Here is a 23,611-nt window from a genome sequence, read left to right as displayed (position 1 = left end):
CCCCTAGGCTCGACGGCGTGACCGCCTCCGTCCCCGCCCCCCAGCCCCGGCCCCGCGACGTCGTCGGCATCGTCGGCCTCGTCCTCGCGATCGTCCTCGTCCTCGCGGAGATCGGGCGGACCGCGCTCACCACGGCCATCCCGGTCCTCGCGTTCCAGGGCGGCTTCGACACCACGCAGATCGGGGCGCTCTTCGCCGCCCTCGGGGTCACGATGCTCGTGCTCGCGACGGCGACCGCGATCGTCGGCGTCATCGGCGTCGCGCGGAAGGACCGCGCCCGGCTGCTCTCGGCCGTCACGCTCGGCGTCGGCGCGAGCGTCGCGATCGTCGAGCTGGGCGCGCTCGTCGTCCCGCCCCTGGTCGGCCTCTCCCTCCAGTACTGACGAGGCCCGCCGGAGCGGATCCCTCCGCCCGGCCTCGCAGGATCCGCACGGCGCCGCGTCCGTTCCTCGCGCTCCGCTGCGCCGCGACGGCCCTGCCGGCTCCCCGGCGATGCGCCAGGATGGGGGGCATGACGACACGCGTGGACGGCCTCTTCGTCTACCCGGTGAAGGGCTTGACCCCGCAGCCGCTCCCCCGCGTCGAGCTCACCACAGGCCGCGGCGTCCCCTTCGACCGCACGATCGCCCTCGCCCGCCCCGGCGGCGCCTACCGGCCCGGCATGCGGCACGGCATCTCCAAGCGCGAGTACTTCGTGCTCGTCGCCGAGGCGCGCCTCGCCGGCCTGACCACGCACCTCGACCCCGACAGCGGAGTGCTCACCGTCGACGTCCGCGGCCACCGGGTCCTCTCCGCCGACCTCGGCGCGGAGGACGGACGGGCCGCACTGCGCTCCTTCGCCGCCCGCGTGCTCGACCTGCCGCCCGGCGTCGAGCCCGTGATCGCCCAGGACGCGGGGCGCCGCTACACCGACACGGCCCACAACTCCGATGTCGAGATGGAGTACGTCTCGCTGATCAACCTGGCGAGTGTCCGCGACCTCGCCGAGCGCACCGGCCGGAGCGTCGATCCGCTGCGGTTCCGCGGGAACATCCACCTCGAGGGGCTGCCCGCGTGGAGCGAGCTCGAGCTGCTCGGCCGCGAGCTCACCGCGGGCGGGCTGCGGCTGCGGATCACGAAGGCCACCGAGCGGTGCGCCGCGACCGAGGTCGAGCCGGGCACCGGTCGGCGCGACCTGCCCGTCCCCCGCCTGCTGCACGAGACCTACGGCCACGAGCTCCTCGGCGTCTACGCGGAGGTCCTCGACGGCGGCACGCTCGGCGTGGGCGACGAGCTGGTGCTCCGTGGCTGAGCTGCGGCTCGTGGTGGCCGAGCGCGAGGCGCTCACCCCGGCCGTCACCCGCTTCGTGCTGCGGAGCGAGGACGGCGCCCCGCTGCCCGGCTACTCCGCCGGCGCGCACCTCACGCTCACGACCCCCTCCGGCGAGCGCCGCAGCTACAGCCTCGTCGAGCCGGGATCCGCGGAGCCGTCGCACTACGCGATCGCGGTGCGCCGCGAGCCCGGGGGTCGGGGCGGATCGCGGAGCCTCCACGACGACGTCCGCGTCGGCGACGTCCTCTCCTCCGCGCCGCCCGCGAACACCTTCGCCCTCCGGCCCGCCGCCCGCTACCTCCTGATCGCCGGCGGGATCGGCGTCACCCCGATCCGCGCCATGGCCGCCGAGCTCCGGGCGCAGGGCTCGGCCGTGCAGGTCGTCTACCTCAGCCGCACCCCCGAGGACACCGCGTGGCTCGACGAGTTCTCCGCCGACGGCTCCCTCGTGCACCACAGTGCGATCCACGGCCGGCTCGACCTCTGGCCGCTCGTCGCCGAGCCCGACGACGACGCCCGGATCTACTGCTGCGGTCCGTCCGCGCTGATCGACGAGGTCCTCGCCCTCACGATGCACTGGCGCCCGAGCCGGATCCACGTCGAGGACTTCGCGGGCGTCGACGCCGTCGGCGACCGGGCCGTCCCCTTCGCCGCCGTCTGGGAGCCGACCGGAGCCGTCGTGGAGGTCCCGGCCGACCGCTCGCTCCTCACCGCGCTCCGCTCCTCCGGGATCGACGTCGACTCCTCCTGCGAGTCGGGCACCTGCGGCACCTGCCGCCTGCGCCTCGTCGGCGGGACGGCGGAGCACCGCGACCTGGTGCTGACCCCCGAGGAGCAGGACCGCTGGATCATGCCGTGCGTCTCGCGCTCCGCCGGCGGCGAGCTGGTCGTCGCCCCGGAATGACGGAGCGACGGGGCCGGGCCCCACGCACGCCGGCCGACACGCGTCGGCCGTCGTGTGACGCCGCGTGACGGGCGCCCGGCGCCCGGTCCCCCGCATGCCTAGGCTCCCGGACGGGGGAACACGACCGTCACGACCGAAGGACTTCCGATGACCAGCACCTCCGTCCGCACCCAGCTCGACGAGTTCACCGTCGGCTTCGACGAGACGGTCGGCCCCGAGCTCGCCGCCGTCTTCTCCGGCGAGCGCGACGACCTCGTCGCCGCCGGCGCCCCGAGCGGAGCCGTCACCGCCGGCGACGCGCTCCCCGCCGCCTCCGTCGTGACCGTCGACGGCGACACCGTCGACCTCGCGGACGTCCTCGGCGCGGGCCCGGCCGTCCTCGTCTTCTACCGCGGAGCCTGGTGCCCGTACTGCAACATCACGCTCAAGCACTACAACGAGACCCTCGCCCCCGAGCTCGCGTCGCGCGGAGTCGCCCTCGTCGCGATCAGCCCGCAGACCCCCGACGGGTCGCGCGCGGCGGTCGCGAACGGCGACCTGGGCTTCACCGTCGTCTCCGACCCCGGCAACACGCTCGCGAGCGCTCTCGGCATCGTCACCGCCCCCAGCGGCGACGCGCAGGAGGCGCACACCGCGCTCGGCTTCGCCGTGAAGGACAGCAACGCCGACGACACCCCGGCCGTCCCGTACCCGACCGTCCTGGTCGTCGACGCCGACCGGATCGTCCGCACGGCGGACGTGCACGTCGACTACACGACGCGCACGGAGACCGAGGAGATCCTCGCCGCTGTCGACGCGCTCTGACGCCTCCGCTCGCACCCTGAGCACGCGCGGCGGTCGAGCGCACCCCCTCGCCCGCCGCGCCGCCGCTCCCTAGGCTCGACCCGTGACAGCGGAGACGGACGTGCTCGTGGTCGGCGGCGGTCCGGTCGGACTGCTGCTCGGCGCGCTCCTGGCGCGGGCCGGAGTGGACGTGCAGGTGTGGGAGCGGCGCTCCTCGGTGCCGAGCGGCTCGCGGGCGATCGGCATCCATCCGCCGTCGCTCGACGCGTTCGCCGCGATCGGCGCCGATGCTCCCGTGCTGGCCGAGGCCACCCGGGTCCGCGAGGGCGTCGCGCGCAGCCGGGGCCGCACCCTCGGCACGCTCTCGTTCGCGCGCGCCTCCGCGACGCACCCCTACGTCGTCACCCTCGACCAGCACCGCACCGAGGCGATCCTCCGCGAGAGCCTCGAGGCGGCGGCCCCGGACGCGCTGCGCCCCGGGGTCGCGCTGACCGGCCTGCTCCGTCGGGGCTCGACCGTCGAGGCGACCGGCACCGGACCGGGCGGCGAGCCGGTCTCCGTCCGCGCCGCCTTCGTCGTGGGGGCCGACGGCGCCCGCAGCACCGTCCGCGATCTGCTCGGGATCCGCACCACCGGCCGCGACTACCCGGACCGCTACGTGATGGGCGACTTCGCCGACCCCGAGCCCGGCGGTCTCACCGGCACCGCGCTGGTCGACGTCGGTCCGGCCGGAGTGGTGGAGTCCTTCCCGCTCCCGGGCGGTCGGCGCCGGTACGTCGCCCTGAGCGGCCCGGACCGCTCCCTCGGCGCCCCCGCCTGGCGGCCCGAGGAGGCCCCCGACCAGGAGGCCGCGCTCGCCCTGGCCGCCGCTGTCCGCGACCGGACGGGCGCCGACGCCGACCCGGAGACCTGCACGATGCTCAGCGGCTTCCAGGTGCGGCGCCGCGAGGCCGAGCGGATGGGCGTCGGCCGCGTCGTGCTCATCGGCGACGCCGCGCACGAGATCAGTCCGATCGGCGGGCAGGGCATGAACCTCGGCTGGCTCGACGCCGCCGAGCTCGCCCCGCTCCTGGCCGGTGCCGTGCGCCGCGGCGAGGCCGGCCCCTGGCCCGGCTTCGCCCGGCGGCGCACCACCGCGGCCCGGCGCGCGGCGCGGCAGGCGGAGGCGAACATGGCCCTCGGACGCCCGCTCGGCTCGCTCGCGCACCGCGGCCGCGAGGCGTTCCTCCGCACCGCCCTCGCCCTGCCGACCTCGGACCTGCTCGCCCGCGTCTACGCGATGCGCTGGTCCTGAGGGCGGCCGGTCAGCCGACCAGCCGCGCGCCCGCCAGCCCGAGCTCGACCACCAGCACGAGCGAGGCCGCGATCACCAGCCGGAACAGGGTGCGCGTCGGCGGACCGGTCAGCACCAGGCGGATGCCCGCCGCGGCGAGCACGACCACCGCGAGGGTCCCGATCACCGCGAGCACCACGCCTGTCCCGCGCACCGGCTGGTCGCCGACGAGCTGTCCGACGAGCACGAGCAGCGCGGCCACCACCAGCGACCCGAAGGCGACGACTCCGGAGAGCCGCAGGCCGAGGCGGTGCGGGAAGCCGCGGACCCCGGTGGCCTCGTCGTCGACCAGGTCGGGGAGCACGTTCGTGCAGTGGATCGCGATGCCGAACACGGCGCCGGTCGCGATCGCCCACCAGGCGGGGAGCCGGCCGTCGCCCGCCGCGACCGCCACCACCGGCAGCAGCCCGAAGGCGACCACGAAGGGAGCGACCGACCAGACCGTGCGCTTGAGCCCCGCGTCGTAGGCCCAGCCCGCGGCGACCAGCACCAGGTGCGCGACCGCGGCGACCGGTCCGAGCAGCAGCGAGAGCACCACGGCGGCCGCCGCCGTCCCCAGTGCGGCGGCGCGGACGGCGCCCACGCCGATCAGCCCCTGCGCGACCGGCTTGTCGGTGCGCCCCACCGCGCGGTCGCGGTCGGCGTCGATCCAGTCGTTCGCGAGCCCGATCGAGAGCTGCCCGAGCAGCACGGCGAGCGCCACCAGCACGACCTGCCCGAGCGGATGCCCGGACGCCGCCGCGATCACGGTCGCCAGCACGGTGACCGTCACGGTCGGCCCGGGGTGCGACGAGGCCAGCAGGAGTCGCACCCGGGACGTCATCCCGCCAGCCTACGGTCGCGGCGGCACAGCGGGGCGCCGGTCGCGCTCCCCGCCCCGGAGCGGGATCCAGCGTGGTTCGAGCGCGGCGCCCTCATCAGCCCGCGACGGGAATGGCCCGGGATGGGGCAGGGTTGCACCACCCGGCATCCCGACTCAGGAAGAAGGCCTCGTGGACCTCGTGCACTGGCTATTCGACGCGCAGATCGTCATCGGCGAGCAGACCGTCCTCTGGCGGGAGGTCATCGGCAACGTCTTCGGGCTCCTCAGCGCCCTCGGCGGGATGCGGCGGAAGGTCTGGGCCTGGCCCGTCGGCCTCATCGGCAACGTGCTGCTGTTCACGGTCTTCATGGGCGCCCTGTTCGGCACTCCCAACCCCGTCAACCTGCTCGGCCAGGCCGGGCGGCAGGTGATGTTCATCCTGGTCAGCGTCTACGGCTGGTACCGGTGGACCCACCGCCCCGACGACTCGACCACCTTGATCGAGCCGCGCTGGGCGTCGTGGCGCACCCGCGGCCTGCTGGTGCTCGGGATGGTCGGCGGCACCGCGGTGCTGACCCCGGTGTTCCGCGCGCTCGGCTCCTACGAGCCGGTCTGGAGCGACGCGTGGATCTTCGTCGGCTCCGTCCTCGCCACCTACGGCATGGCGAAGGGCTGGACCGAGTTCTGGCTCATCTGGGTGGCCGTCGACCTGGTCGGCGTGCCGCTGCTGTTCTCGGCCGGCTACTACGCGTCGGGGCTGATGTACGTCTTCTACGGCGCGTTCACCCTGGTCGGCTTCTTCGTCTGGATGCGGCAGGGCACCCGTCCGTCCGCCGCTCCGATCACGGTCGGCTAGCTCTAGCAGCCTGCCGCCGCCGGCGGAAGTGGCCGTGCGGGAGGCGCTGTCGGTGGTCCACTGGGAGCGGAGGCGCCCGCCTCCCCCACCCGGAACGGACGCCATGCTCTCCCTCGTCTACTCCAGCCGCACCTCCGCCGGCTTCACGGACGCCGACCTCCCCGCGCTGCTCGCCCAATGCCGCGCGAACAACGAGCGCCTCGGCCTGACCGGCATGCTCCTGCACCGCGACGGCCGATTCCTCCAGGTGCTCGAGGGGCCGGACGCGGTCCTGCGCGAGCGGATGGCCGTCATCGCCGCCGACGAGCGCCACGCGCAGCTGCGCACCCTCCTCGAGGAGCCGATCCGGGAGCGGCTGTTCCCGGAGTGGTCGATGGCGTTCGAGTCCGCCGCCGACGCCGACGCCGCCGGGCTCCGCACCTCCTTCGACGACCTCGACGACGCCGAGGCCGAGAGCGCGACGCTCCCGGCCCTGCGCGAGCTCATCCGCTTCTTCCGCGAGCGGAGCTAGGCGGAGCTAGGCGGAGCTAGGCGGAGCTGGGCCGAGCTGGGCGGAGCGATACGGGACGCCGGGATCGCGGCCGGTCCGCCGCCGGAACCCGACGCCCGTCAGTCCTCCGCCGAGGGAGGAGCGAGCCGGTCGAGCCGCGCCAGGAGCGGGGCGAAGCCGTCGCCGAGCAGGGCGCTCAGCGGCTCGCCGAACCAGAACCGCCAGACGGCGTCGAGCTCCTCGCCGGTGATCCGTCCTCGGCGCAGGAGGATGCTCGCGATCGGGGCCGCCTCAGACGCGTACTCGTCGCGGGGAGCGCCGTCCTCGCGACCCGGCTCGAGTCCGTACGGATCGACCCCGTCGAGCTCCCGCAGGACGGCCGCCACCGTCGCGTCACCGCGTTCCGCGGTCGCGCCGTCCTGATCCGTCGGTGCTCGGCGCTTCATCGCGAGAAGGTACCGAGCCCACTCCTCGTCGTCCATTCGTCGTCTCCGATCTCTCCGGATGCCGCGCCTTCTCGAGGCCTTTCTCTTCCTTCGGCGCCGGCTTGTCGAGGCACGGGGGAACCGCCTCTCCGACGGCTTGTCATCCCCCCGCGAGAAAGGCGCGGACGCCTTCCCGCGTCAGCCCCGAGGCGACGGCGAGCCGGTGCTCTCCGGCCCCGAGTCGGGCGGCTCCGCGGAGGGCCGCGGCCCTTTCTCCGCCCTCGCCGGAAGTCCCGCTCCGGAATGCCGCGAATTCCGCGGACACCTTATCGAGAGCGTCGACGACATCGCCGGACACGCTCTCCGGCGGCTCGCCGAGATCGATGCGCCAGCCTCTCCCGGACTTCTCGTCGCTGTCGTTCACACGCGGGAAAGTACCCCGGACCGCAGGGCAGCGCCTGTGATCGCCCGACGCCGTCGCGCCCCAGGGATCCGTCGTCGACGTCCGAGCACACACGCCTCCCGGTCCGGAGAGGACGGCCTTCGAGGACTGTCCCGCGGACCTCGTCGCCGTGCTCCGCTCCGATGCGGCCTTCGCCTCGGCCGAGGTCTTCGACGGCTGACCCGACCGCGTCGACCACCCGCTGCGACGACCGCGGGGCGGAGGCGCGGATCGCGTCGTTCCGGCGCGCCCGCACCAGCGGTGCCGGAACGTCCGACCGATCCGGGAGCGGCACCCGTCCGAGCCGTCGAGGTTCCGTCGGTGTGCAGGCCCCCGCGCCGAGGGACGTAAAGTGTGCTCACACGCGCCCGCGGACGGGCGAGCCGCCCGTGAGGGCGCCCCGGTCCTGCGTCGGAGGCGCCGATCACAGAGAGCCGCGGTGCCCGATGCCGGAAGACAAGCCCGCGTCGCGGGCGCCGAGCATCTACGACGTCGCCCGCGCGGCCGGCGTCTCGCACCAGACCGTCTCCCGGGTCCTGAACGACCACCCGAGCCTCCGCGCCGAGACGAAGAAGCGCGTGCTCGAGGTCATGGCCGAGCTCGACTACCGCCCCAACCTCGCCGCGCGGGCACTGGTCACCAGCCGCACCCGCACCGTCGGCGTGCTGTCCTCGCAGAGCCTGCAGTACGGTCCGGCCTCCAGCATCCAGGCCATCGAGGTGGCGGCGCGCGACGCGGGCTACCTCGTCGTCACAGCCAACGTCGACGGCACCGACGGCGCGTCGATCCAGGCCGGGATCCGGCATCTGCTCAACCAGGCGGTCGAGGGCCTCGTGGTCGTCGCCCCGCAGATCCGCGTCTTCGACATCCTGTCCGGAGTCGCGCTGCGCATCCCGCACGTGACGCTGCAGACGAGCGAGGACGACCGCGACGACGCGCTCTACGTCGACCAGATGGCCGGCGCCCGCATCGCCACCGAGCACCTGATCGACCTCGGGCACACCGAGATCGTGCACCTCGCCGGCCCGCAGGACTGGATCGAGGCCGAGGCGCGGATGCGCGGCTACCTCGCCGAGCTCGACCACCGCTCGATCCCGCTGCGCCCGCCGCTGCTCGGCGACTGGAGCGCCGAGCACGGCCACCGCGTGGGCCTCGAGCTCTCGCGCTTCCTCGACTTCACCGCGGTGTTCGCGGGGAACGACCAGATGGCGCTCGGACTGATGAGCGCGTTCCACGAGCGCGGGGTCCGCGTGCCGGAGGACGTCAGCGTCATCGGCTTCGACGACATCCCCGAGGCGGCGTTCTACTGGCCGCCGCTGACCAGCGTCCGCCAGGACTTCGTGGAGCTCGGACGCCGGTGCGTGGCCGCACTGCTCAGCCTGATCGAGGGCGACCGGCCGGAGAAGGCGGCGCCGATCGCTCCGCAGCTGGTCGTCCGCGGATCCACGGCCGTCCCCCGGAGCGCGAGCGTCACCGCCTCGCGCTGACCGGCGGCCGCGACGCCCTCGCGCCGCGACCGCCCGGGATCACTCGCCGTGAGCGGCGATCGACACGTCGTTCCAGCGCTTCCAGGTCTCGAGGCGCGACTCGTAGTCCGCCGTCGCGATGCCCAGCGGCGCGCGCCCGAAGAAGATCCGCAGCGGCGGCTCGTCCGCGTCCACGACCGCGAGGATCCCGAGGCGCGAGGCCCGCGGGTCGCCCTGCTGAGCGGCGGAGGGGCGTCGGCTCGCTGCCTCCCGGACCTCGTCGTACGCGGCGATCGGCTCGCTGCGCGACGCGGAGGGACCGGACCAGTCGGTCGAGTACCCGCCGGGCTCGACGAGGGTCACGTGGATCCCGAAGCCGGCGACCTCGGCGGCCAGCGACTGGGTGAAGCCCTCGAGCGCCCACTTCGACGCGTGGTACGCGCCGATCGAGGGGAACGCGCTGATGCCGCCGATGCTCGACACCTGGACGATGTGGCCCGAGCCCTGCTCGCGGAGGATCGGCAGCGCGGCCTGGGTGACCCAGAGGGCGCCGAAGACGTTGGTCTCGAGCTGCGCGCGGAACTCCTCCTCGGTGAGCTCCTCGATCATGCCGAAGTGCCCGTAGCCAGCGTTGTTGATCACGACGTCCAGTCGGCCGAACCGGTCGGCCGCGGCCTGCACGGCGGCGAAGCCGGCCTCGCGGTCGGTCACGTCGAGGGTCAGCGGGAGGAACGTGTCCGGGTACTCCTCGACGAGGGCGTCGAGGGTCTCGATCCGGCGGGCGGTCCCGGCGACCGAGTCGCCGCGCTCGAGCGCCGCCTCGGCCCACTCGCGGCCGAAGCCCTTCGAGGCGCCGGTGATGAACCAGGTCTTCGTCATGGTGTGCGTCCTTTCGACAGTGCTGGACGCAACGCCGACGGCTCCGGCTCCCTTCCGGGGCCGGGGACCCTTGACAGCACCGCTCCGAGAGCGGACGACGCGCCGCGGGTGTCCCGTTACCGAGTCGAGACGTGCGCGTTGACACGAACGGCGCCGTCGGGTCTAGCATGACGCAATGTGATCGCTCACATGGCATCACATCTCCGCCCCGATCCCGAGGGCGGCCCTGCATCCACTGCATTCAATGACGAAGGAATCACAGTGACCACAATGAAGCGCGCTCTCATCGCCGGCATCGCCGGCGGAGCGATGATCCTCTCCCTCGCCGCCTGCTCCTCCGGAACCGGTGGCGGCTCGGGCTCGGGATCCGGCGACGGCGGCCTCGTCGGCGTCGCGATGCCGACCAAGTCGTCCGAGCGCTGGATCGCTGACGGCAACAACGTCAAGTCGCAGCTCGAGGAGGCCGGCTACAAGGTCGACCTGCAGTACGCCGAGGACGACATCCCCACCCAGGTCTCGCAGCTCGAGAACATGATCACCAAGGGCGCCAAGGCCCTGATCGTCGCCTCGATCGACGGCACCACCCTCACGAGCGTGCTCGAGGAGGCCAAGGCCAACGACATCCCCGTCATCGCCTACGACCGCCTCATCCGCGACTCCGAGAACGTGGACTACTACGCCACGTTCGACAACTACAAGGTGGGCGTCCAGCAGGCCACCTCGCTCCTCGCGGGCCTCGGTCTCACCGACCTCACCGGCGCGAAGGCCGCCGACGCCCCCGCCGGCCCGTTCAACGTCGAGCTGTTCGCCGGCAGCCCCGACGACAACAACGCCACGTTCTTCTTCAACGGCGCGATGGACACCCTCCAGCCGTACATCGACGACAAGACGCTCGTCGTGAAGTCCGGCGAGACCGACTTCAACACCGTCGCCACGCTCCGCTGGGACGGCGAGGTCGCCCAGAGCCGCATGGAGGACATCCTCACCAAGACGTACTCCGACGGCTCCAAGGTCCAGGGCGTCCTCTCGCCCTACGACGGCCTCAGCCGCGGCATCATCTCGGCTCTGACCGACGCCGGCTACACCGTCGGCTCCGACTTCCCGATCATCACCGGTCAGGACGCCGAGCTCGACTCCGTCAAGGCGATCATCGCCGGCGAGCAGTACGCGACCATCTACAAGGACACCCGCGAGCTCGCCAAGGAGGCCGTGAAGATGGCCCAGGCCGTGCTCGAGGGCACCGAGCCCGAGGTCAACGACACCGACACCTACGACAACGGCAAGAAGGTCGTCCCGTCCTTCCTGCTCGAGCCGGTCATCGTCACCAAGGACCAGATCCAGTCCGTCCTCGTCGACGGCGGCTACTACACCGACGCGGAAGTGAACGGCTAGTCCTCTCTCCTCACCCGAGAAGGAACACCCCGGGAGGGCGCCCACCGGGCGCCCTCCCCCACTACGAAGGAAGGGAGGCGGCGTGACCTCGAACATCCTCGAGATGCGCGGCATCACCAAGACGTTCCCGGGCGTGAAGGCGCTCCAGGACGTCACGCTCAACGCACAGCGCGGCGAAGTCCACGCGATCTGCGGGGAGAACGGCGCCGGCAAGTCGACGCTGATGAAGGTCCTGTCGGGCGTCTACCCGCACGGCACCTACGAGGGCGACATCGTCTTCGAGGACGAGGTGATGCAGTTCTCCAGCATCCGCGACTCGGAGGCGAAGGGCATCGTCATCATCCACCAGGAGCTGGCCCTCAGCCCCTACCTCTCCATCGCGGAGAACATCTTCCTCGGCAACGAGGTGCGCGGCTTCGGCGGCCTGATCGACTGGAACAAGACCAACCAGGAGGCCGCGGCGCTGCTGGCCCGCGTGGGTCTGCGCGAGAACCCGACCACCAAGATCATGGAGATCGGAGTCGGCAAGCAGCAGCTCGTCGAGATCGCGAAGGCGCTCTCCAAGCGGGTCAAGCTGCTCATCCTCGACGAGCCCACCGCGGCCCTGAACGACGAGGACTCGGACCACCTGCTCGACCTGATCCTGCACCTCAAGGAGCAGGGCATCACGTCGATCATCATCAGCCACAAGCTGAACGAGATCAAGAAGATCGCGGACACCGTCACGGTCATCCGCGACGGCAAGACCATCGAGACGATCGCTCACGACGACGTCACCGAGGACCGCATCATCAAGGACATGGTCGGCCGCGACCTCGACCACCGCTACCCGGACCACACGCCGCACATCGGCGAGGAAATCCTGCGCGTGGTCGACTGGACGGCCCACCACCCCCAGGACCCGACCCGCGTCATGGTGGACAAGGTCAACCTGACGGTGCACCGCGGCGAGATCGTCGGCATCGCCGGGCTCATGGGCGCCGGGCGCACCGAGTTCGCGATGAGCCTCTTCGGCCGCTCCTACGGCAGCCGCATCTCCGGCCAGGTCTTCAAGGCCGGCAAGGAGATCAAGATCCGCAACGTCTCGGAGGCGATCGCCCACGGGCTCGCCTACGCGACCGAGGACCGCAAGCACTACGGCCTCAACCTCATCGACGACATCAAGCGGAACATCTCGCTCGCGTCGCTCGACAAGGTCGCCCGCGGCGGACTCGTCGACGACAACCGCGAGTTCGAGGTCGCCAACGAGTACCGCGGCAGCATGAACATCAAGTCGCCGACCGTGCTCGCCAAGACCGGGAAGCTCTCCGGCGGCAACCAGCAGAAGGTCGTCCTGTCGAAGTGGATCTACTCCGACCCGGACGTCCTCATCCTCGACGAGCCCACCCGCGGCATCGACGTGGGTGCGAAGTACGAGATCTACACCATCATCAACCGGCTCGCGGCGCAGGGTAAGGGGATCATCGTCATCTCCTCCGAGCTGCCGGAGCTGCTCGGCATCTGCGACCGCGTCTACGCGCTGTCGGAGGGCCGGATCACGGGCGAGCTGCCCATCGCCGAGGCGACGCCCGAGGCGGTCCTCACCCTCATGACCCAGGAGAAGCAACGATGACCGATCTGCAGAACGAACCGTCCACCGCGGCCGGTGCGCAGGTGAAGCCCACCGAGAACGCCTTCACGAAGCGCCTCAGCCACGTGCTGGGCGACCTCGGCAAGAACGGCATCTTCATCGCCCTCATCGTGGTGGTGCTGCTGTTCGAGGTGATGACCGGCGGAATCCTCCTCCGCCCCCAGAACATCTCGAACCTGATCGTCCAGAACGGCTACATCCTGATCCTCGCCATCGGCATGGTGATGGTCATCGTGGCCGGGCACATCGACCTCTCGGTCGGCTCGGTCGCGGCGTTCGTCGGAGCGATCTCGGGCGTCTTCGCGGTCAACATGGGTCTCCCGTGGTGGCTGTCGATCATCCTCTCCCTCCTCATCGGCGCCCTGGTCGGAGCGTGGCAGGGCTTCTGGATCGCCTACGTCGGAATCCCGGCGTTCATCGTGACCCTGGCGGGCATGCTGATCTTCCGCGGCCTGGCGCTCGTCGTCCTCGGCAACGCGAACATCGGCTCCTTCCCGACCGAGTACCGCGCGCTGGGCAACGGCTTCCTCACCGACCTGTTCGGCGAGACCGACCTCGACCCGCTGTCGCTCGTCATCGGCGCGCTCGCGATCGTCGCCTTCGCCGTGCAGTCCGTGCGCACCCGCCGCGGCCGCCAGAAGTACGCGCAGAGCGTCGAGCCGGGCGCCTGGTTCGTCACCAAGCTCGTCCTCGTCTCCGTCGTGATCGCGGCCTTCTCCTTCGCGCTGGCCACCTTCAAGGGCATCCCGGTCACCCTGATCGTGCTCGCCGTGCTCGTCCTGATCTACGGCGTGGTCATGAACCGCTCCGTCTTCGGCCGCCACGTCTACGCGATCGGCGGCAACCTGCACGCCGCGGAGCTGTCCGGCATCAAGACCCGCAACGTCACCTTCTGGCTGTTCGTCAACATGGGCGTCCTCGCGGCGCTGGCCGGCCTCGTCTTCACCGCGCGACTCAACCTCGCCGGCCCGAAGGCGGGCGACGGCTTCGAGCTCGAGGCCATCTCGGCCGCGTTCATCGGCGGCGCGGCGGTCCAGGGCGGCGTCGGCACCATCGGCGGCGCGATCATCGGTGGCCTCATCATCGGCGTCCTGAACAACGGCATGTCGATCATGGGCATCGGCATCGAGTGGCAGCAGGCGGTCAAGGGCCTCGTGCTCCTGCTCGCGGTCGCCTTCGACGTCTACAACAAGCGCCGCTCGGGCGGACGCTAGGCCCTGCGGTCGTGCCCGACTGGTCGCGGTTCCTGCCGCTGAGCACCGGGCCCTCGGTCGACGAGACGGGCGTCAGCAACGACTGGCGCCCCCTCGTCGCCGAGAGGCTCGACCGCCTCGCCGTCCTGGCCGCCTCCCCCTCCACCACGGAGGGCGAGGCGGCCAGTGCCGTCTCCCGGGACGCCCTGCTCGGAGAGCTCGTCGTGCGGCTCTCGAGCAGCACCGGCCAGCGCCTCGCGACGCGGATGGGCGCCCGCGAGGCCTCCTCCCCTCCTCCTCCCGCCGAGATCGCCCCGGCCCTGGCCGCTCTCGCCTCCGCTCGCCGCGCCGGCGCGGGTCCCCGCTCGGTCGCCGAGCTGGTCGAGGTCGTCCGCGTCGAGCTCGCCCTCTCCCCCGAGCCGCTCGCCCTCTCCTCCCGCATCACCGGCGGGGTGGCCCTGGACCGCCTGCAGCGCGCGCCGCTCGCGATCCGCGCCGCCGTCCGCGGTCGCACCCTCGCTCCGACCGACGCGGAGTGGGAGCTCAGCTCCGGCCCCGCCCTGCGCGTGCCGGCCGACGCGATCCTCCGCTTCCTGCTCGGCCTCGGGCCCTTCCCCGCCGAGCCGACCGCCTAGGCGGCGCCGCCTCCTGCCCCCGGGCGGAGGCGGCGCCGCGCCGGTCGTAGCATCGGAGGATGACGCGCTCACTGCCGAGAAGCACCCCGTCCGCCCGCTCCGTCGACGCCGAGGGAGTGCTGGCCTTCGTCGAAGGGGTCGAGGCCGCTCCCGGCGTCGAGCTGCACGGGCTGATGGTGGTGCAGGGCGGCGACGTGGTCGCCGAGGGCTGGTGGGCGCCGTACTCGGCCGAGCGGCTGCACCTCTTCTACTCGCTGAGCAAGAGCTTCACCGCGACCGCCGTCGGCCTCGCGGTCGCCGAGGGCCTGGTCGACCTGGACGCCACCGTCCTCTCGTACTTCCCCGAGCTCGACGACGAGATCACCGACCCGCGCTCGCGTGCGGTCCGCGTCCGCCACGTCCTCGCGATGGCGAGCGGCCACTCCGCCGAGACGATCGACCGTGCCGAGGAGACGGACCCGGCCGACCTGGTGCGCGGCTTCCTCCTCCTCCCGCCGGAGCAGGAGCCGGGCAGCGTCTTCGCCTACAACCAGCCCTGCACCTTCGCCGCCGCCGCGATCGTGCAGCGCGTGAGCGGGCAGTCGCTGACCGACTACCTGCGCCCGCGCCTGCTCGATCCGCTCGGCATCGGCGAGGTCGCCTGGCATCGCGACGACTCGGGGCGCGAGCTCGGCTACAGCGGGCTGCACGCCACCACCGAGGCGGCAGCTGCGCTCGGACTGCTGTACCTGCAGGAGGGGCGCTGGGGCGACCGGCGGATCCTCTCGCCGGAGTGGGTCGCCGAGGCGTCCCGCGCCCACGTCCCGACCCACGAGGACGGCGGACCGGACTGGCAGCAGGGCTACGGCTTCCAGTTCTGGCGGTCGCTGCACGGCTACCGCGCGGACGGCGCGTACGGGCAGTTCAGCCTGATCGTGCCCGAGCGCGAGCTCGTGATCGCGCTGACCGGCCAGACCTCGGACACGCAGACGCTGCTCGCGCTCGCCTGGGAGCACCTGCTCCCCGCCGTCGGCCGCGGGTCCACGGCGGAGGCCGACGCCCGGCTGGCCGACCGGCTGTCGGAGCTCGCCCTGCCCCCGCTCGAGGGCGCCTCCCCCGCGACCGGGAGCTACACGCCGGTCGGATCGTGGCCCGACGCCGTCGAGGTGACGGCCGACGAGGGCGGCTGGACGCTCGCGCTGACCGAGGGCGACGAGCGCTTCACGGTGACGCCCGGCGCGGGAGCCTGGACCGTCGACGGGCCGTTCGCGGCGAGCGCCGGACCCTCGGGCGACGGAGTCCTGGTCGACGTCGTGTTCCTCGAGACCCCGCACCGCCTGCACGTCGAGCTCGCTCCCGACCGCACCGCCCGCGTCCGCTGGGAGACGGAGCCGCTGCACGACGGCCCGCTCGCCGGGCTGCGCGCCCCGCGCTGACGGCAGGACCCGCTCCGCTCCTCCGTCGCGGGCGGCCCGTCCGCCCCTCGGCGACGGGCCGTTCGCGACGGATCGAGAGGGGTCGCGCTCGGCCGTGCGGACCGCGCGCATCGGGCGGTGCACACCGGGGGTCGACGAGTCGAGGAGCGGAGTGGGCACGAGGGTCCTTCCTGGGGGGCGGCGCTCTGGCACAATCGTCGGAGCGCTGCTCCGGAACATTGCGGAGCACTGCTCCGGAACGTGGTGGAGCTGCGCTCGGAGAAATTACGGAGCGCCGCTCCGAAAAGCAAGGAGGACCGATGAGCGACCGTGTGCCCCGCACGCCCGGCCGACCGCGGACGAGTCGCGACGCCCTGCTCGCCGCCGCGGCGACGGTGTTCGTGGCCTCCGGCGTGGACGCGCCGGTCCGCGAGATCGCGGCGGAGGCCGGCGTCGGCATGGGGACGATCTACCGGCACTTCCCGACCCGCTCGGAGCTCGTGGTCGCCGTCTACCGCCACCAGGTCGAGGCCTGCGCGGAGGCGGGCCCACGGCTGCTCGCCGACAGCGCGACCCCGGAGGCAGCCCTCCGGGCCTGGGTCGCCCACTTCGTCGACCTCCTGGTGACCAAGCACGGCCTCGCCGGTGCGCTCCAGGGCGACAGCGCCGGATCCGACGCCCTGCACGCCTACTTCGTGGAGCGGCTCGTCCCCGTCTGCGGCGACCTGCTCGAGGCGGCACGACCCGCCCGGATCCCGGCGTCGAGTCTCAGCGGCTACATGCTCCTCAAGGGCATCGGCAACCTCTGCATCGGCGCCGCCCACGATCCGGACTACGACGCCGACACCCTCGTGCAGGCCCTCGTCACCGGAGCGCTGCAGGCGGATCAGCCCTGATGGCCTCCACGGTCCGCTCGACCGCGTCCTCGACCGCCGCCCTGCGGCTCGCGTCGTCCTCGCGCTCGGACTCGTGGACGAAGACGGCTGCGCCGCGCCGGGCTCCGCAGTAGTCGATGATCCCGTGCTGGATCTGCATCAGCAGCGCCTGCTCGTAGCCGTGCCGCTCGTAGGTCCCGGCGGAGTCCCCCGCGACGAGGACGAGGTGGACGGTCAGAGCGCCGAGCCTGCGCTGCGTGCCGTGGACGGGGTCGATGTCGAAGGCCCAGCCGGCGAGGAAGACGCGGTCGATCCAGCCCTTCAGCAGCGCGGGCATCGACCACCAGTAGACGGGGAAGACGAGCACGAGGTGGTCGACGCCGTCGAGCCGGCGCTGCTCGCGGAGGACGTCGTCGGGAACCGGGCCGACACCGCGGTAGCGGTCCCGGTCGGCCGCGCCGAACCGCGGGTCGAAGCGCTCGGCGTCGAGGTCGGCCGTCTCCACTCCGTCGGGGCCGAGCTCGTCCCGCAGCCGCCGGGCGAGGGCGGCGGTGAGGGAGTCGCGGTCGGGGTGCGCGGTGACGAGGAGGGTGCTCACCGCTCCAGTGAACCGCACCCGCCCTGCGGCACCCCTGGCAGGATGACCCGGTGACTCCGCACCGCTCCCCCCGCCGCCCCGACGTCGTCTCCGTCGAGCTCGCCGGCGGACCGGAGCCGCTCGAGCTCGCCCTGCACGAGCACGACCCCGAGTGGTCCGCCCTGTTCGAGGAGCACCGGCGGCGCATCCTCGAGGCCGTCCCGGGCGTGCGGGTCGAGCACATCGGCTCGACCTCCGTCCCGGGCCTGCCCGCGAAGCCGATCGTCGACGTGCTGGTCGTCGTGCCCGACGTCACGGCGGAGGAGGACCACGTCGCGCCGCTGCTCGCGGCCGGCTACGTCCTGCGCACCCGCGAGCCCGGGCACCGGCTCGTCCGCACGCCCGGACGGGACGCCCACGTCCACATCTACGAGGAGGGTCATCCCGCGATCGACGCGTACCTCCTCCTGCGCGACCGGCTGCGCACCGACCCGGCCGACCGCGAGCTCTACCGCAGCACGAAGGCGTCTCTCCTCCTCCGGCGCTGGGAGGACGGGAACGACTACGCCGAGGCGAAGTCCGCCGTGATCGCGGCCATCCTCGAGCGCGCGAGATCCTCGCAGCCCTGAGATCGATATCCGGAAGAACTGAGCGGGCTCGATAGCGCTCGCCAGGCGGTCGGCGGCTAGGCCGCACCGCACGTTCGATCGCCTCGAGCCCTCCGGCTCGGGGGCGATCGCGGTTCGGGCGTCGGAGCTTCCGAATGTCCATATGTGAAAACCTAGGGGTATTAGGATCAACGCGTGCCCCGTCGCTCCCTCACCCGCTCCGCCGTCATCGATCGCGCCGCCGCGATCGCCGACGCCGATGGTCTCGCCGCCGTGACCCTGGCCGCCGTCGCCCGCTCGCTCGAGGTGCAGACGCCGAGCCTCTACACGCACGTCCGCGATCTCGCCGCACTCCGCGACGGCGTCACGGTCCTGGCCCTCGACGAGCTGTCCGACCGCATCGCCGTCGCGATCGCCGGACGCTCCGCCCGGGAGGCGCTGGACGGCTTCGCCGACGCCCACCGCTCCTTCGCGCGCGAGCGGCCGGGCCTGTGGGAGTCGCTGCAGCGCACTGCGGGGCCGGACGCGGTCGCCGCCCCGGCCGCCCGCCGCGTCGTGCAGCTCACAGATGCGGTCCTCCTCGGCTACGCGATCCCCGCCGAGGACCGGGTGCACGCCGTCCGAGTGACGGGCGCCGCTCTGAACGGCTTCCTCACCCTCGAACGGCTCGGGAGCTTCGCGCACAGCAGCCCGACCCCCGCGCAGTCGTGGAGCGAGCTCCTCGCCTGCCTGCACTTTCTTTTCAGCCACTGGACCCGCCGGAAGGACATCCCCGCATGATCAGCACACCCCTCACCGAACGGCTCGTCCACGGCGCGATCGAGCTGGAGGAGGTGCCCCGCGGAGTCCGGCCGCACCGCCTCCCCCGCGCGGTCCGCGAGCGCGATGCGGATGCGCAGCTCCTGCTGATGGAGGCGCAGCCCTCGGGTGTCCGGATCTCCTTCGTCACCGAGGCGCGACGGATCGAGCTCGACGTGCACGCGACACGGGTCGCCTATCGGGGGCTGCCCCGGCCGCGCGGCGCAGTCGACGCGGTCGTCGACGGCGAGATGACCGCCTCCCACGCGCTCACCGGAGGCGACGCGATCGAATTCGACCTCGCGACCGGTGACCGGGCCCTCCTCCCCGGACCTCTCGACACGGTCGGGCTCGACCTCCCGGCCGGGCCGTCTCGCGTGGAGCTGCTCCTCCCGCACAACGAGGCGGTGGACCTCGTGGCCCTGCGCTCCGACGCACCGCTCGAACCCGCGCCGCTCTCCGGCCCCGTCTGGCTGCACCACGGCAGTTCGATCAGCCAGGGCTCGAACGCGGCGCGCCCCTCGGGCATCTGGCCGGCCGTGGCCGCCCGGGCGAGCGGCGCCCGCCTGGTGAACCTCGGCTTCGGCGGGAGCGCACTCGTCGACCCCTTCACCGCTCGCGTGATGCGGGACACTCCTGCCGACCTGATCAGTGTCGCGCTCGGCATCAACCTCGTGAACCTCGACGGCATGCGCCGCCGCACCTTCGTGCCGGCGGTGCACGGCTTCCTCGACACGATCCGCGAGGGCCATCCCGCGACGCCGCTGCTCCTCGTCACTCCGCTCTTCTGCGGGATCCACGAGGACACGCCGGGGCCGGGCGACGTCGATCCCGCGTCCTTCACGACCGGGGCGCCGCGCTTCGTCGCGACCGGCGACCCGGGCGACACCGCGAACGGACGGCTGACCCTGCGGATCGTCCGCGAGGCGCTGGCCGAGGTCGTCGCCGCGCGCTCCGACGACCCGGACCTGCGACTGCTCGACGGGCTCGCGCTCTACGGGCCGGACGACGCCCAGCGGCTCCCGCTCCCGGACGGCCTGCACCCGGATCCGGAAGCGCACGAGCTCATCGGCCGCCGGTTCGCGGAGCTCGCCTTCGGCCCGGGCGGGGCGTTCGCGCCGGAGCGCTGAGCGGCCAAGACGGAGCCCGGGCGGCCGTCCGACGCCCGGCCGTCGGTCGATCAGGATGTTGACGTCATCAGACCCTCGTGGAAGCCTGATGTTTGCGTGAACATGCGCGAAGTCCCCGGTGCAAAGGAGCACAGCATGACGTCTCGACCACGAACGGCCGCCGCGGCGGTGGCCGCGCTGCTCGTCGCAGCACTCCTGGGGACAGGAGCGCAGTCGGCCTCGGCCGCCGTGGCCACGGATCCCGACGACGGAGTGCCGCGCACCTCGACGCCCGTGACCTACACCGACTACCCGGCGGTCCAGGACCCGGGCAGCACCGCGGCCGGCTACTTCCAGCCCTACTGGTACGACACCGACGGCCGCCACATCCAGGCGCACGGCGGCCAGATCGTCACCGTCGAGGAGGGCGGTCAGCAGGTCCAGTACTGGTACGGCGAGGACCGCACGAAGGGCTACTGGAACAGCCCCGGAGTCGCGGTCTACCGCTCCACCGACGGCCACAACTGGGAGAACAAGGGCACCGCGCTGCGCAGCGTCTCGGCTCCGGCCGACCTCGAGGCCCCCTACTTCGACGCGCTCTACGACACCGTCGACGACTCCGGAGCCCCTCGCGCCGACCGCATCGCGGAGCTCGACTACCACCTCGACACGACGCAGGCCTCGCCGAACACCGCCATCTTCGAGCGCCCCAAGGTCCTCTTCAACGAGAAGACCGGCAAGTGGGTCATGTGGTGGCACTCCGACGGCCGGACCACGCCGGGCGGCAGCACCTACGCGCGCTCGATGGCGGGAGTCGCCGTCTCGGACAGCCCGACCGGGCCCTTCACGCTCCAGGGCGTCTACCGCCTCTACAACCGCACGGACTACAAGGCCTGCACCACCTCCGCCGTTCCCGGGCAGGCGCGGGACATGACCGTCTTCCAGGACGAGGACGGCACCGCGTACATCTCCTACTCCTCCGAGGAGAACTACTCGCTCTACGTGGCGAAGCTGGACGCCGACTACACCAACGTCGAGCGGACCACCACGACCGACACCCTCGACGCGAACCAGTACTCGGCCGACGGGACGTACCCCTACGTCTTCGCCGACGGTGCGGCCGGAGCACCGGTGCGCGGCACCGACTTCCAGATCGTGAAGGAGTGCGGACACCTCGAGGCGCCCGCGATCTTCGCCAACGGCGGCAAGTACTACACGATCGCCTCCGGAGCGACCGGCTGGGCGCCGAACCCGCAGACCTACTACACCGCCGACTCGATCCTCGGCGCGTGGACCCGCGGAGTCGAGAAGGGCGACGCCGACGAGAACGTCGCCTACAACGCGATCCCGGAGGGCGGCGACGGCCTGCTCTCGATCGGCGACTCCCGCAAGACGACCTTCGGCTCGCAGTCGACGAACGTCCTCACGCTCGCTCCCGGGAAGTACGTCTACATGGGCGACCGGTGGAACGAGGGCAAGTCGGACTCGACCTACGTCTGGCTCCCGATGACGGTCGGTGAGAACGGCCGCCTCGAGATGCGGAACCCGGCTCAGGAGGACCCGGCGCGCTGGGGATCCGGCTGGAACCTCTCCTACTGGGACGACAAGGGGGTCGGCGAGGGCGTCTGGTCGGTCGTGGACGCCCGTCTGCCGAAGCAGGTCCGCCGCGGCGCCGACATCGCCGCCGCGCTCCCCTCGACGGTCTCGGTCGCGAGCAACGGCTCGACCCGCGAAGTCGACGTGACCTGGGCCGCCCCCGGCCCCGCCGAGCTCGGCACGGTGCAGGTGACGGGCACGCTCGCCGCCGACGCCGGGTTCTCCTCCGGCCGCCGCTTCACCCGCACGATCGAGGTGGCGGAGCCGGGCATCGCGAACCTCGCTCCCGGAGCCTCGGTCGCGGTCTCGAGCCGCACGGACCTCGCCGGCAAGCTCATCGACGGCGACGTCAAGGGCAAGGGCTGGGACGACTGGTCCTCATCCGGCTACCCGCGCGACAGCCGCCTCTCCTTCTCCTGGGGCGCGGCGCAGAACCTCGACTCGGTCACGGTCAGCACCTACAAGGACGGTGCGACCGCCACCTGGCCGTCGAGGATCGAGGTCGAGTACCAGGTGAACGGCGCATGGACGACTTCCTCCGTCGCCACCACCCTCAGCCAGGCCGCGACCGGATCCGCCCCGACGGCGATCCTCGACCTGTCCTCCCTGCCCGACACCACGGGCCTCCGCCTGCACCTCACCAGCGCGGCGAACACGTGGCAGTCGGTCTCGGAGGTGCAGATCTGGGGCACCGCGCCGCCGACGAACGTCTGCCGCGTCCCCGGAGCCGCGGTCTCGGCGTCGTTCAGCCAGACGAAGTACGCGACCCTCCCCGCGAAGAACGCCTGCGACGGCAACGTGAGCACCCCCTGGTCGACCTGGACCGACGGCACCTTCGCCGGCAGCGCCGAGTTCATGCTGACGAACACCGAGGCGCACCGCGTCGCCGGGCTCACCTTCACCAACACCGAGGGCACCCTGGCGTCGGTGAGCGTGGCCTACCGCGCCGAGGACGGCACCTGGAAGCCGACCACCGCGCAGAACGTCGCTCCGGCGGCGAACGGCACGCTGACCACGATCCCGTTCGCGGCGGTCTCGGCCACCGGCGTGAAGCTGACCTTCTCCACGCCGGGCTCGTTCCTCAAGATCGGCGAGATCGTCGTCCCCGAGGCGGCCGCCCCGGCGCTGACGGTGCCGGTGACCGTGACGTCGCGCTGCGTCGCCGGGAAGGCGGTGCTGACTGTCCTCGCCAAGAACGGCGGCACCGCTCCGATCGACGTCGCGATGGCCTCGGCCTACGGCTCGAAGACGGTCACCGCGGTGGCCGCGGGCGCGAGCGGATCGGCCGCGTTCACCACCCGCCTGGCGAGCATGCCGGGCAGCCAGGTGACGGTGACCGCCACGGCGGGCTCCGAGACCCTCGCGCAGACGGTGGCCTACCCGGCCCGCGTCTGCTGAGCGCACGGCGGCCGGTCGACCGGTCGTGACGGAGGAGGGAGTGCCCGCGGGCGCTCCCTCCTCTGCATGTGCGGCACATCATCCGAGGCGCAGGGCGAGTGCGGGCTCGAGGCGCGCGGCTCAGGGCTCCAGATGCCGAAGGACGTGCCGGGCCTGGGCGGGAGCGCCGTCACGTCGATCTCCGCGGGCGGGAAGGAACAGCCGCTCCCCCGCAGGCGCTCCCCGAGAAGGAGATCGGTCGCCTGATCGATCCGGCTCAGCGCCGCCTCGTCGAGGAGGTGGGCGCACGAGCAGGGCCGAGCCCGCTGGCGCGCTCCGCGGCACTCCACCCGGAAGCGGGGGTGCAGAGCACTTCGCGCTCCTGGTAGTAATCACAGGCGGGCGCATCGCAGAGCCCGCAGAACTGGACCGTCCGTGACCCGCACCACCCGCGCTCTCGCCGCGTTCGTCCCGACGACGACCCTCGTGCTCTCCGTGGTATTCGCCTCCGCCGCACTCGCGCCCGAGGCGATGACCGCCCCGGAAGCGGTGTCGACGCCGACCGCCGCCTCGCCCGCGGAGGATGCGGCGCCGACTGCGGACCCCTCCGCTCCCGGTGCGGGATCCGGCGCCTCCGACCGCCGCTCCTCAAGCCCCTCCTCCGCGGACCCCGTCGACCCCGCGCAGCCGACGACCGGCTCCTCCCCCGCGGACCGGCCCGCCACAGACCCGCCC

The 23,611-nt window shown here is 72.6% G+C and carries 23 protein-coding genes and 1 pseudogene; 19 read left to right on the top strand and 5 right to left on the bottom strand.

Annotation, left to right across the window (positions count from 1 at the left end):
• From C5C46_RS15860 to C5C46_RS15840, 5 genes are all read left to right on the top strand, one after another.
• Positions 1 to 383 (top strand): hypothetical protein (locus tag C5C46_RS15860; protein ID WP_219812315.1); only part of this gene is annotated, 383 nt, incomplete at its 5' end.
• Positions 384 to 511: 128 nt separating this feature from the next.
• Entirely contained in the window at positions 512 to 1,291 is a 780-nt protein-coding gene (locus tag C5C46_RS15855) for an MOSC domain-containing protein (RefSeq protein WP_181134148.1), read from the top strand.
• The gene (locus C5C46_RS15850; RefSeq protein ID WP_104227407.1) at positions 1,284 to 2,216 is read left to right on the top strand and encodes a PDR/VanB family oxidoreductase; all 933 of its coding nucleotides are present in this window, start codon (positions 1,284 to 1,286) and stop codon (positions 2,214 to 2,216) included. Before C5C46_RS15855 ends, C5C46_RS15850 begins: the two co-directional genes overlap by 8 nt.
• 147 nt (positions 2,217 to 2,363) lie before the next feature.
• Positions 2,364 to 3,020, top strand: coding sequence for a peroxiredoxin-like family protein (locus C5C46_RS15845; RefSeq protein ID WP_104227406.1), 657 nt, complete (start codon positions 2,364 to 2,366; stop codon positions 3,018 to 3,020).
• 82 nt (positions 3,021 to 3,102) lie between these two features.
• The gene (locus C5C46_RS15840) at positions 3,103 to 4,293 is read left to right on the top strand and encodes an NAD(P)/FAD-dependent oxidoreductase (protein ID WP_104227405.1); all 1,191 of its coding nucleotides are present in this window, start codon (positions 3,103 to 3,105) and stop codon (positions 4,291 to 4,293) included.
• Positions 4,294 to 4,303: 10 nt separating this feature from the next.
• On the opposite strand, the gene C5C46_RS15835 is transcribed toward C5C46_RS15840, so the two are convergent.
• Positions 4,304 to 5,155 (bottom strand): UbiA family prenyltransferase, encoded by an 852-nt coding sequence (locus C5C46_RS15835; RefSeq protein WP_104227404.1) that lies wholly within the window; start codon positions 5,153 to 5,155, stop codon positions 4,304 to 4,306.
• Between the two features lie 169 nt (positions 5,156 to 5,324).
• Between C5C46_RS15835 and pnuC the strand changes: the two genes are divergently transcribed.
• A complete protein-coding gene (gene pnuC, locus C5C46_RS15830) occupies positions 5,325 to 5,990 on the top strand; it encodes a nicotinamide riboside transporter PnuC (protein ID WP_104227403.1) in 666 nt (221 codons plus the stop codon).
• Between the two features lie 103 nt (positions 5,991 to 6,093).
• Entirely contained in the window at positions 6,094 to 6,501 is a 408-nt protein-coding gene (locus C5C46_RS15825) for a BLUF domain-containing protein (protein ID WP_104227402.1), read from the top strand.
• A gap of 98 nt (positions 6,502 to 6,599) precedes the next feature.
• Here C5C46_RS15825 and C5C46_RS15820 read toward each other — a convergent pair whose 3' ends face one another.
• Positions 6,600 to 6,926 carry a hypothetical protein gene (locus C5C46_RS15820; RefSeq protein WP_146079020.1) on the bottom strand — a complete coding sequence of 109 codons (327 nt, stop codon included), beginning with the start codon at positions 6,924 to 6,926 and terminating at the stop codon, positions 6,600 to 6,602.
• A 139-nt stretch (positions 6,927 to 7,065) separates the two neighbouring features.
• Positions 7,066 to 7,329, bottom strand: coding sequence for a hypothetical protein (locus tag C5C46_RS15815; protein ID WP_104227400.1), 264 nt, complete (start codon positions 7,327 to 7,329; stop codon positions 7,066 to 7,068).
• A 464-nt stretch (positions 7,330 to 7,793) separates the two neighbouring features.
• Here C5C46_RS15815 and C5C46_RS15810 point away from each other — a divergent pair, with 464 nt between their 5' ends.
• Positions 7,794 to 8,834, top strand: a complete 1,041-nt coding sequence (locus tag C5C46_RS15810) for a LacI family DNA-binding transcriptional regulator (protein ID WP_104227399.1) — start codon at positions 7,794 to 7,796, stop codon at positions 8,832 to 8,834.
• A gap of 39 nt (positions 8,835 to 8,873) precedes the next feature.
• On the opposite strand, the gene C5C46_RS15805 is transcribed toward C5C46_RS15810, so the two are convergent.
• Complete coding sequence (locus C5C46_RS15805) at positions 8,874 to 9,692, bottom strand: SDR family oxidoreductase (RefSeq protein ID WP_104227398.1); 819 nt, start codon at positions 9,690 to 9,692, stop codon at positions 8,874 to 8,876.
• Between the two features lie 270 nt (positions 9,693 to 9,962).
• Between C5C46_RS15805 and chvE the strand changes: the two genes are divergently transcribed.
• From chvE to C5C46_RS15775, 6 genes are all read left to right on the top strand, one after another.
• Positions 9,963 to 11,084 carry a multiple monosaccharide ABC transporter substrate-binding protein gene (chvE, locus tag C5C46_RS15800; protein WP_104227397.1) on the top strand — a complete coding sequence of 374 codons (1,122 nt, stop codon included), beginning with the start codon at positions 9,963 to 9,965 and terminating at the stop codon, positions 11,082 to 11,084.
• An 82-nt stretch (positions 11,085 to 11,166) separates the two neighbouring features.
• On the top strand, positions 11,167 to 12,696 hold the full coding sequence (mmsA, locus tag C5C46_RS15795; RefSeq protein ID WP_104227396.1) for a multiple monosaccharide ABC transporter ATP-binding protein: 1,530 nt from the start codon (positions 11,167 to 11,169) through the stop codon (positions 12,694 to 12,696).
• A complete protein-coding gene (gene mmsB / locus C5C46_RS15790) occupies positions 12,693 to 13,928 on the top strand; it encodes a multiple monosaccharide ABC transporter permease (protein WP_104227395.1) in 1,236 nt (411 codons plus the stop codon). The genes mmsA and mmsB overlap by 4 nt, the downstream gene beginning before the upstream one ends.
• Positions 13,929 to 13,939: 11 nt before the next feature.
• Entirely contained in the window at positions 13,940 to 14,542 is a 603-nt protein-coding gene (locus tag C5C46_RS15785) for a hypothetical protein (RefSeq protein WP_104227394.1), read from the top strand.
• A gap of 59 nt (positions 14,543 to 14,601) precedes the next feature.
• A complete protein-coding gene (locus C5C46_RS15780) occupies positions 14,602 to 15,957 on the top strand; it encodes a serine hydrolase (protein ID WP_104227393.1) in 1,356 nt (451 codons plus the stop codon).
• Between the two features lie 299 nt (positions 15,958 to 16,256).
• Positions 16,257 to 16,832, top strand: a complete 576-nt coding sequence (locus C5C46_RS15775) for a TetR/AcrR family transcriptional regulator (protein WP_104227392.1) — start codon at positions 16,257 to 16,259, stop codon at positions 16,830 to 16,832.
• Here the strand turns inward: C5C46_RS15775 and C5C46_RS15770 are convergent.
• Positions 16,801 to 17,409 carry an NAD(P)H-dependent oxidoreductase gene (locus C5C46_RS15770; RefSeq protein ID WP_104227391.1) on the bottom strand — a complete coding sequence of 203 codons (609 nt, stop codon included), beginning with the start codon at positions 17,407 to 17,409 and terminating at the stop codon, positions 16,801 to 16,803. The two genes, C5C46_RS15775 and C5C46_RS15770, sit on opposite strands and share 32 nt — an antisense overlap.
• Before the next feature lie 50 nt (positions 17,410 to 17,459).
• On the opposite strand from C5C46_RS15770, the gene C5C46_RS15765 reads away from it, so the two are divergent.
• The 5 genes and pseudogenes from C5C46_RS15765 to C5C46_RS15740 form a co-directional block, all read left to right on the top strand.
• Entirely contained in the window at positions 17,460 to 18,017 is a 558-nt protein-coding gene (locus C5C46_RS15765; RefSeq protein ID WP_104227390.1) for a GrpB family protein, read from the top strand.
• Between the two features lie 174 nt (positions 18,018 to 18,191).
• A complete protein-coding gene (locus C5C46_RS15760; RefSeq protein WP_104224976.1) occupies positions 18,192 to 18,776 on the top strand; it encodes a TetR-like C-terminal domain-containing protein in 585 nt (194 codons plus the stop codon).
• Entirely contained in the window at positions 18,773 to 19,924 is a 1,152-nt protein-coding gene (locus C5C46_RS15755; RefSeq protein ID WP_104224975.1) for a GDSL-type esterase/lipase family protein, read from the top strand. Before C5C46_RS15760 ends, C5C46_RS15755 begins: the two co-directional genes overlap by 4 nt.
• A 135-nt stretch (positions 19,925 to 20,059) precedes the next feature.
• Positions 20,060 to 22,897: a discoidin domain-containing protein gene (locus C5C46_RS15750; RefSeq protein ID WP_104227389.1), complete on the top strand. Its 2,838-nt coding sequence runs from the start codon at positions 20,060 to 20,062 to the stop codon at positions 22,895 to 22,897.
• 414 nt (positions 22,898 to 23,311) lie between these two features.
• Positions 23,312 to 23,611 (top strand): annotated as a pseudogene (locus C5C46_RS15740) (hypothetical protein); the annotation flags it as partial.

Source organism: Rathayibacter sp. AY1E6, assembly GCF_002931115.1.
GTDB lineage: Bacteria > Actinomycetota > Actinomycetes > Actinomycetales > Microbacteriaceae > Rathayibacter.
This window is presented reverse-complemented; position numbering and strand designations above follow the sequence as displayed.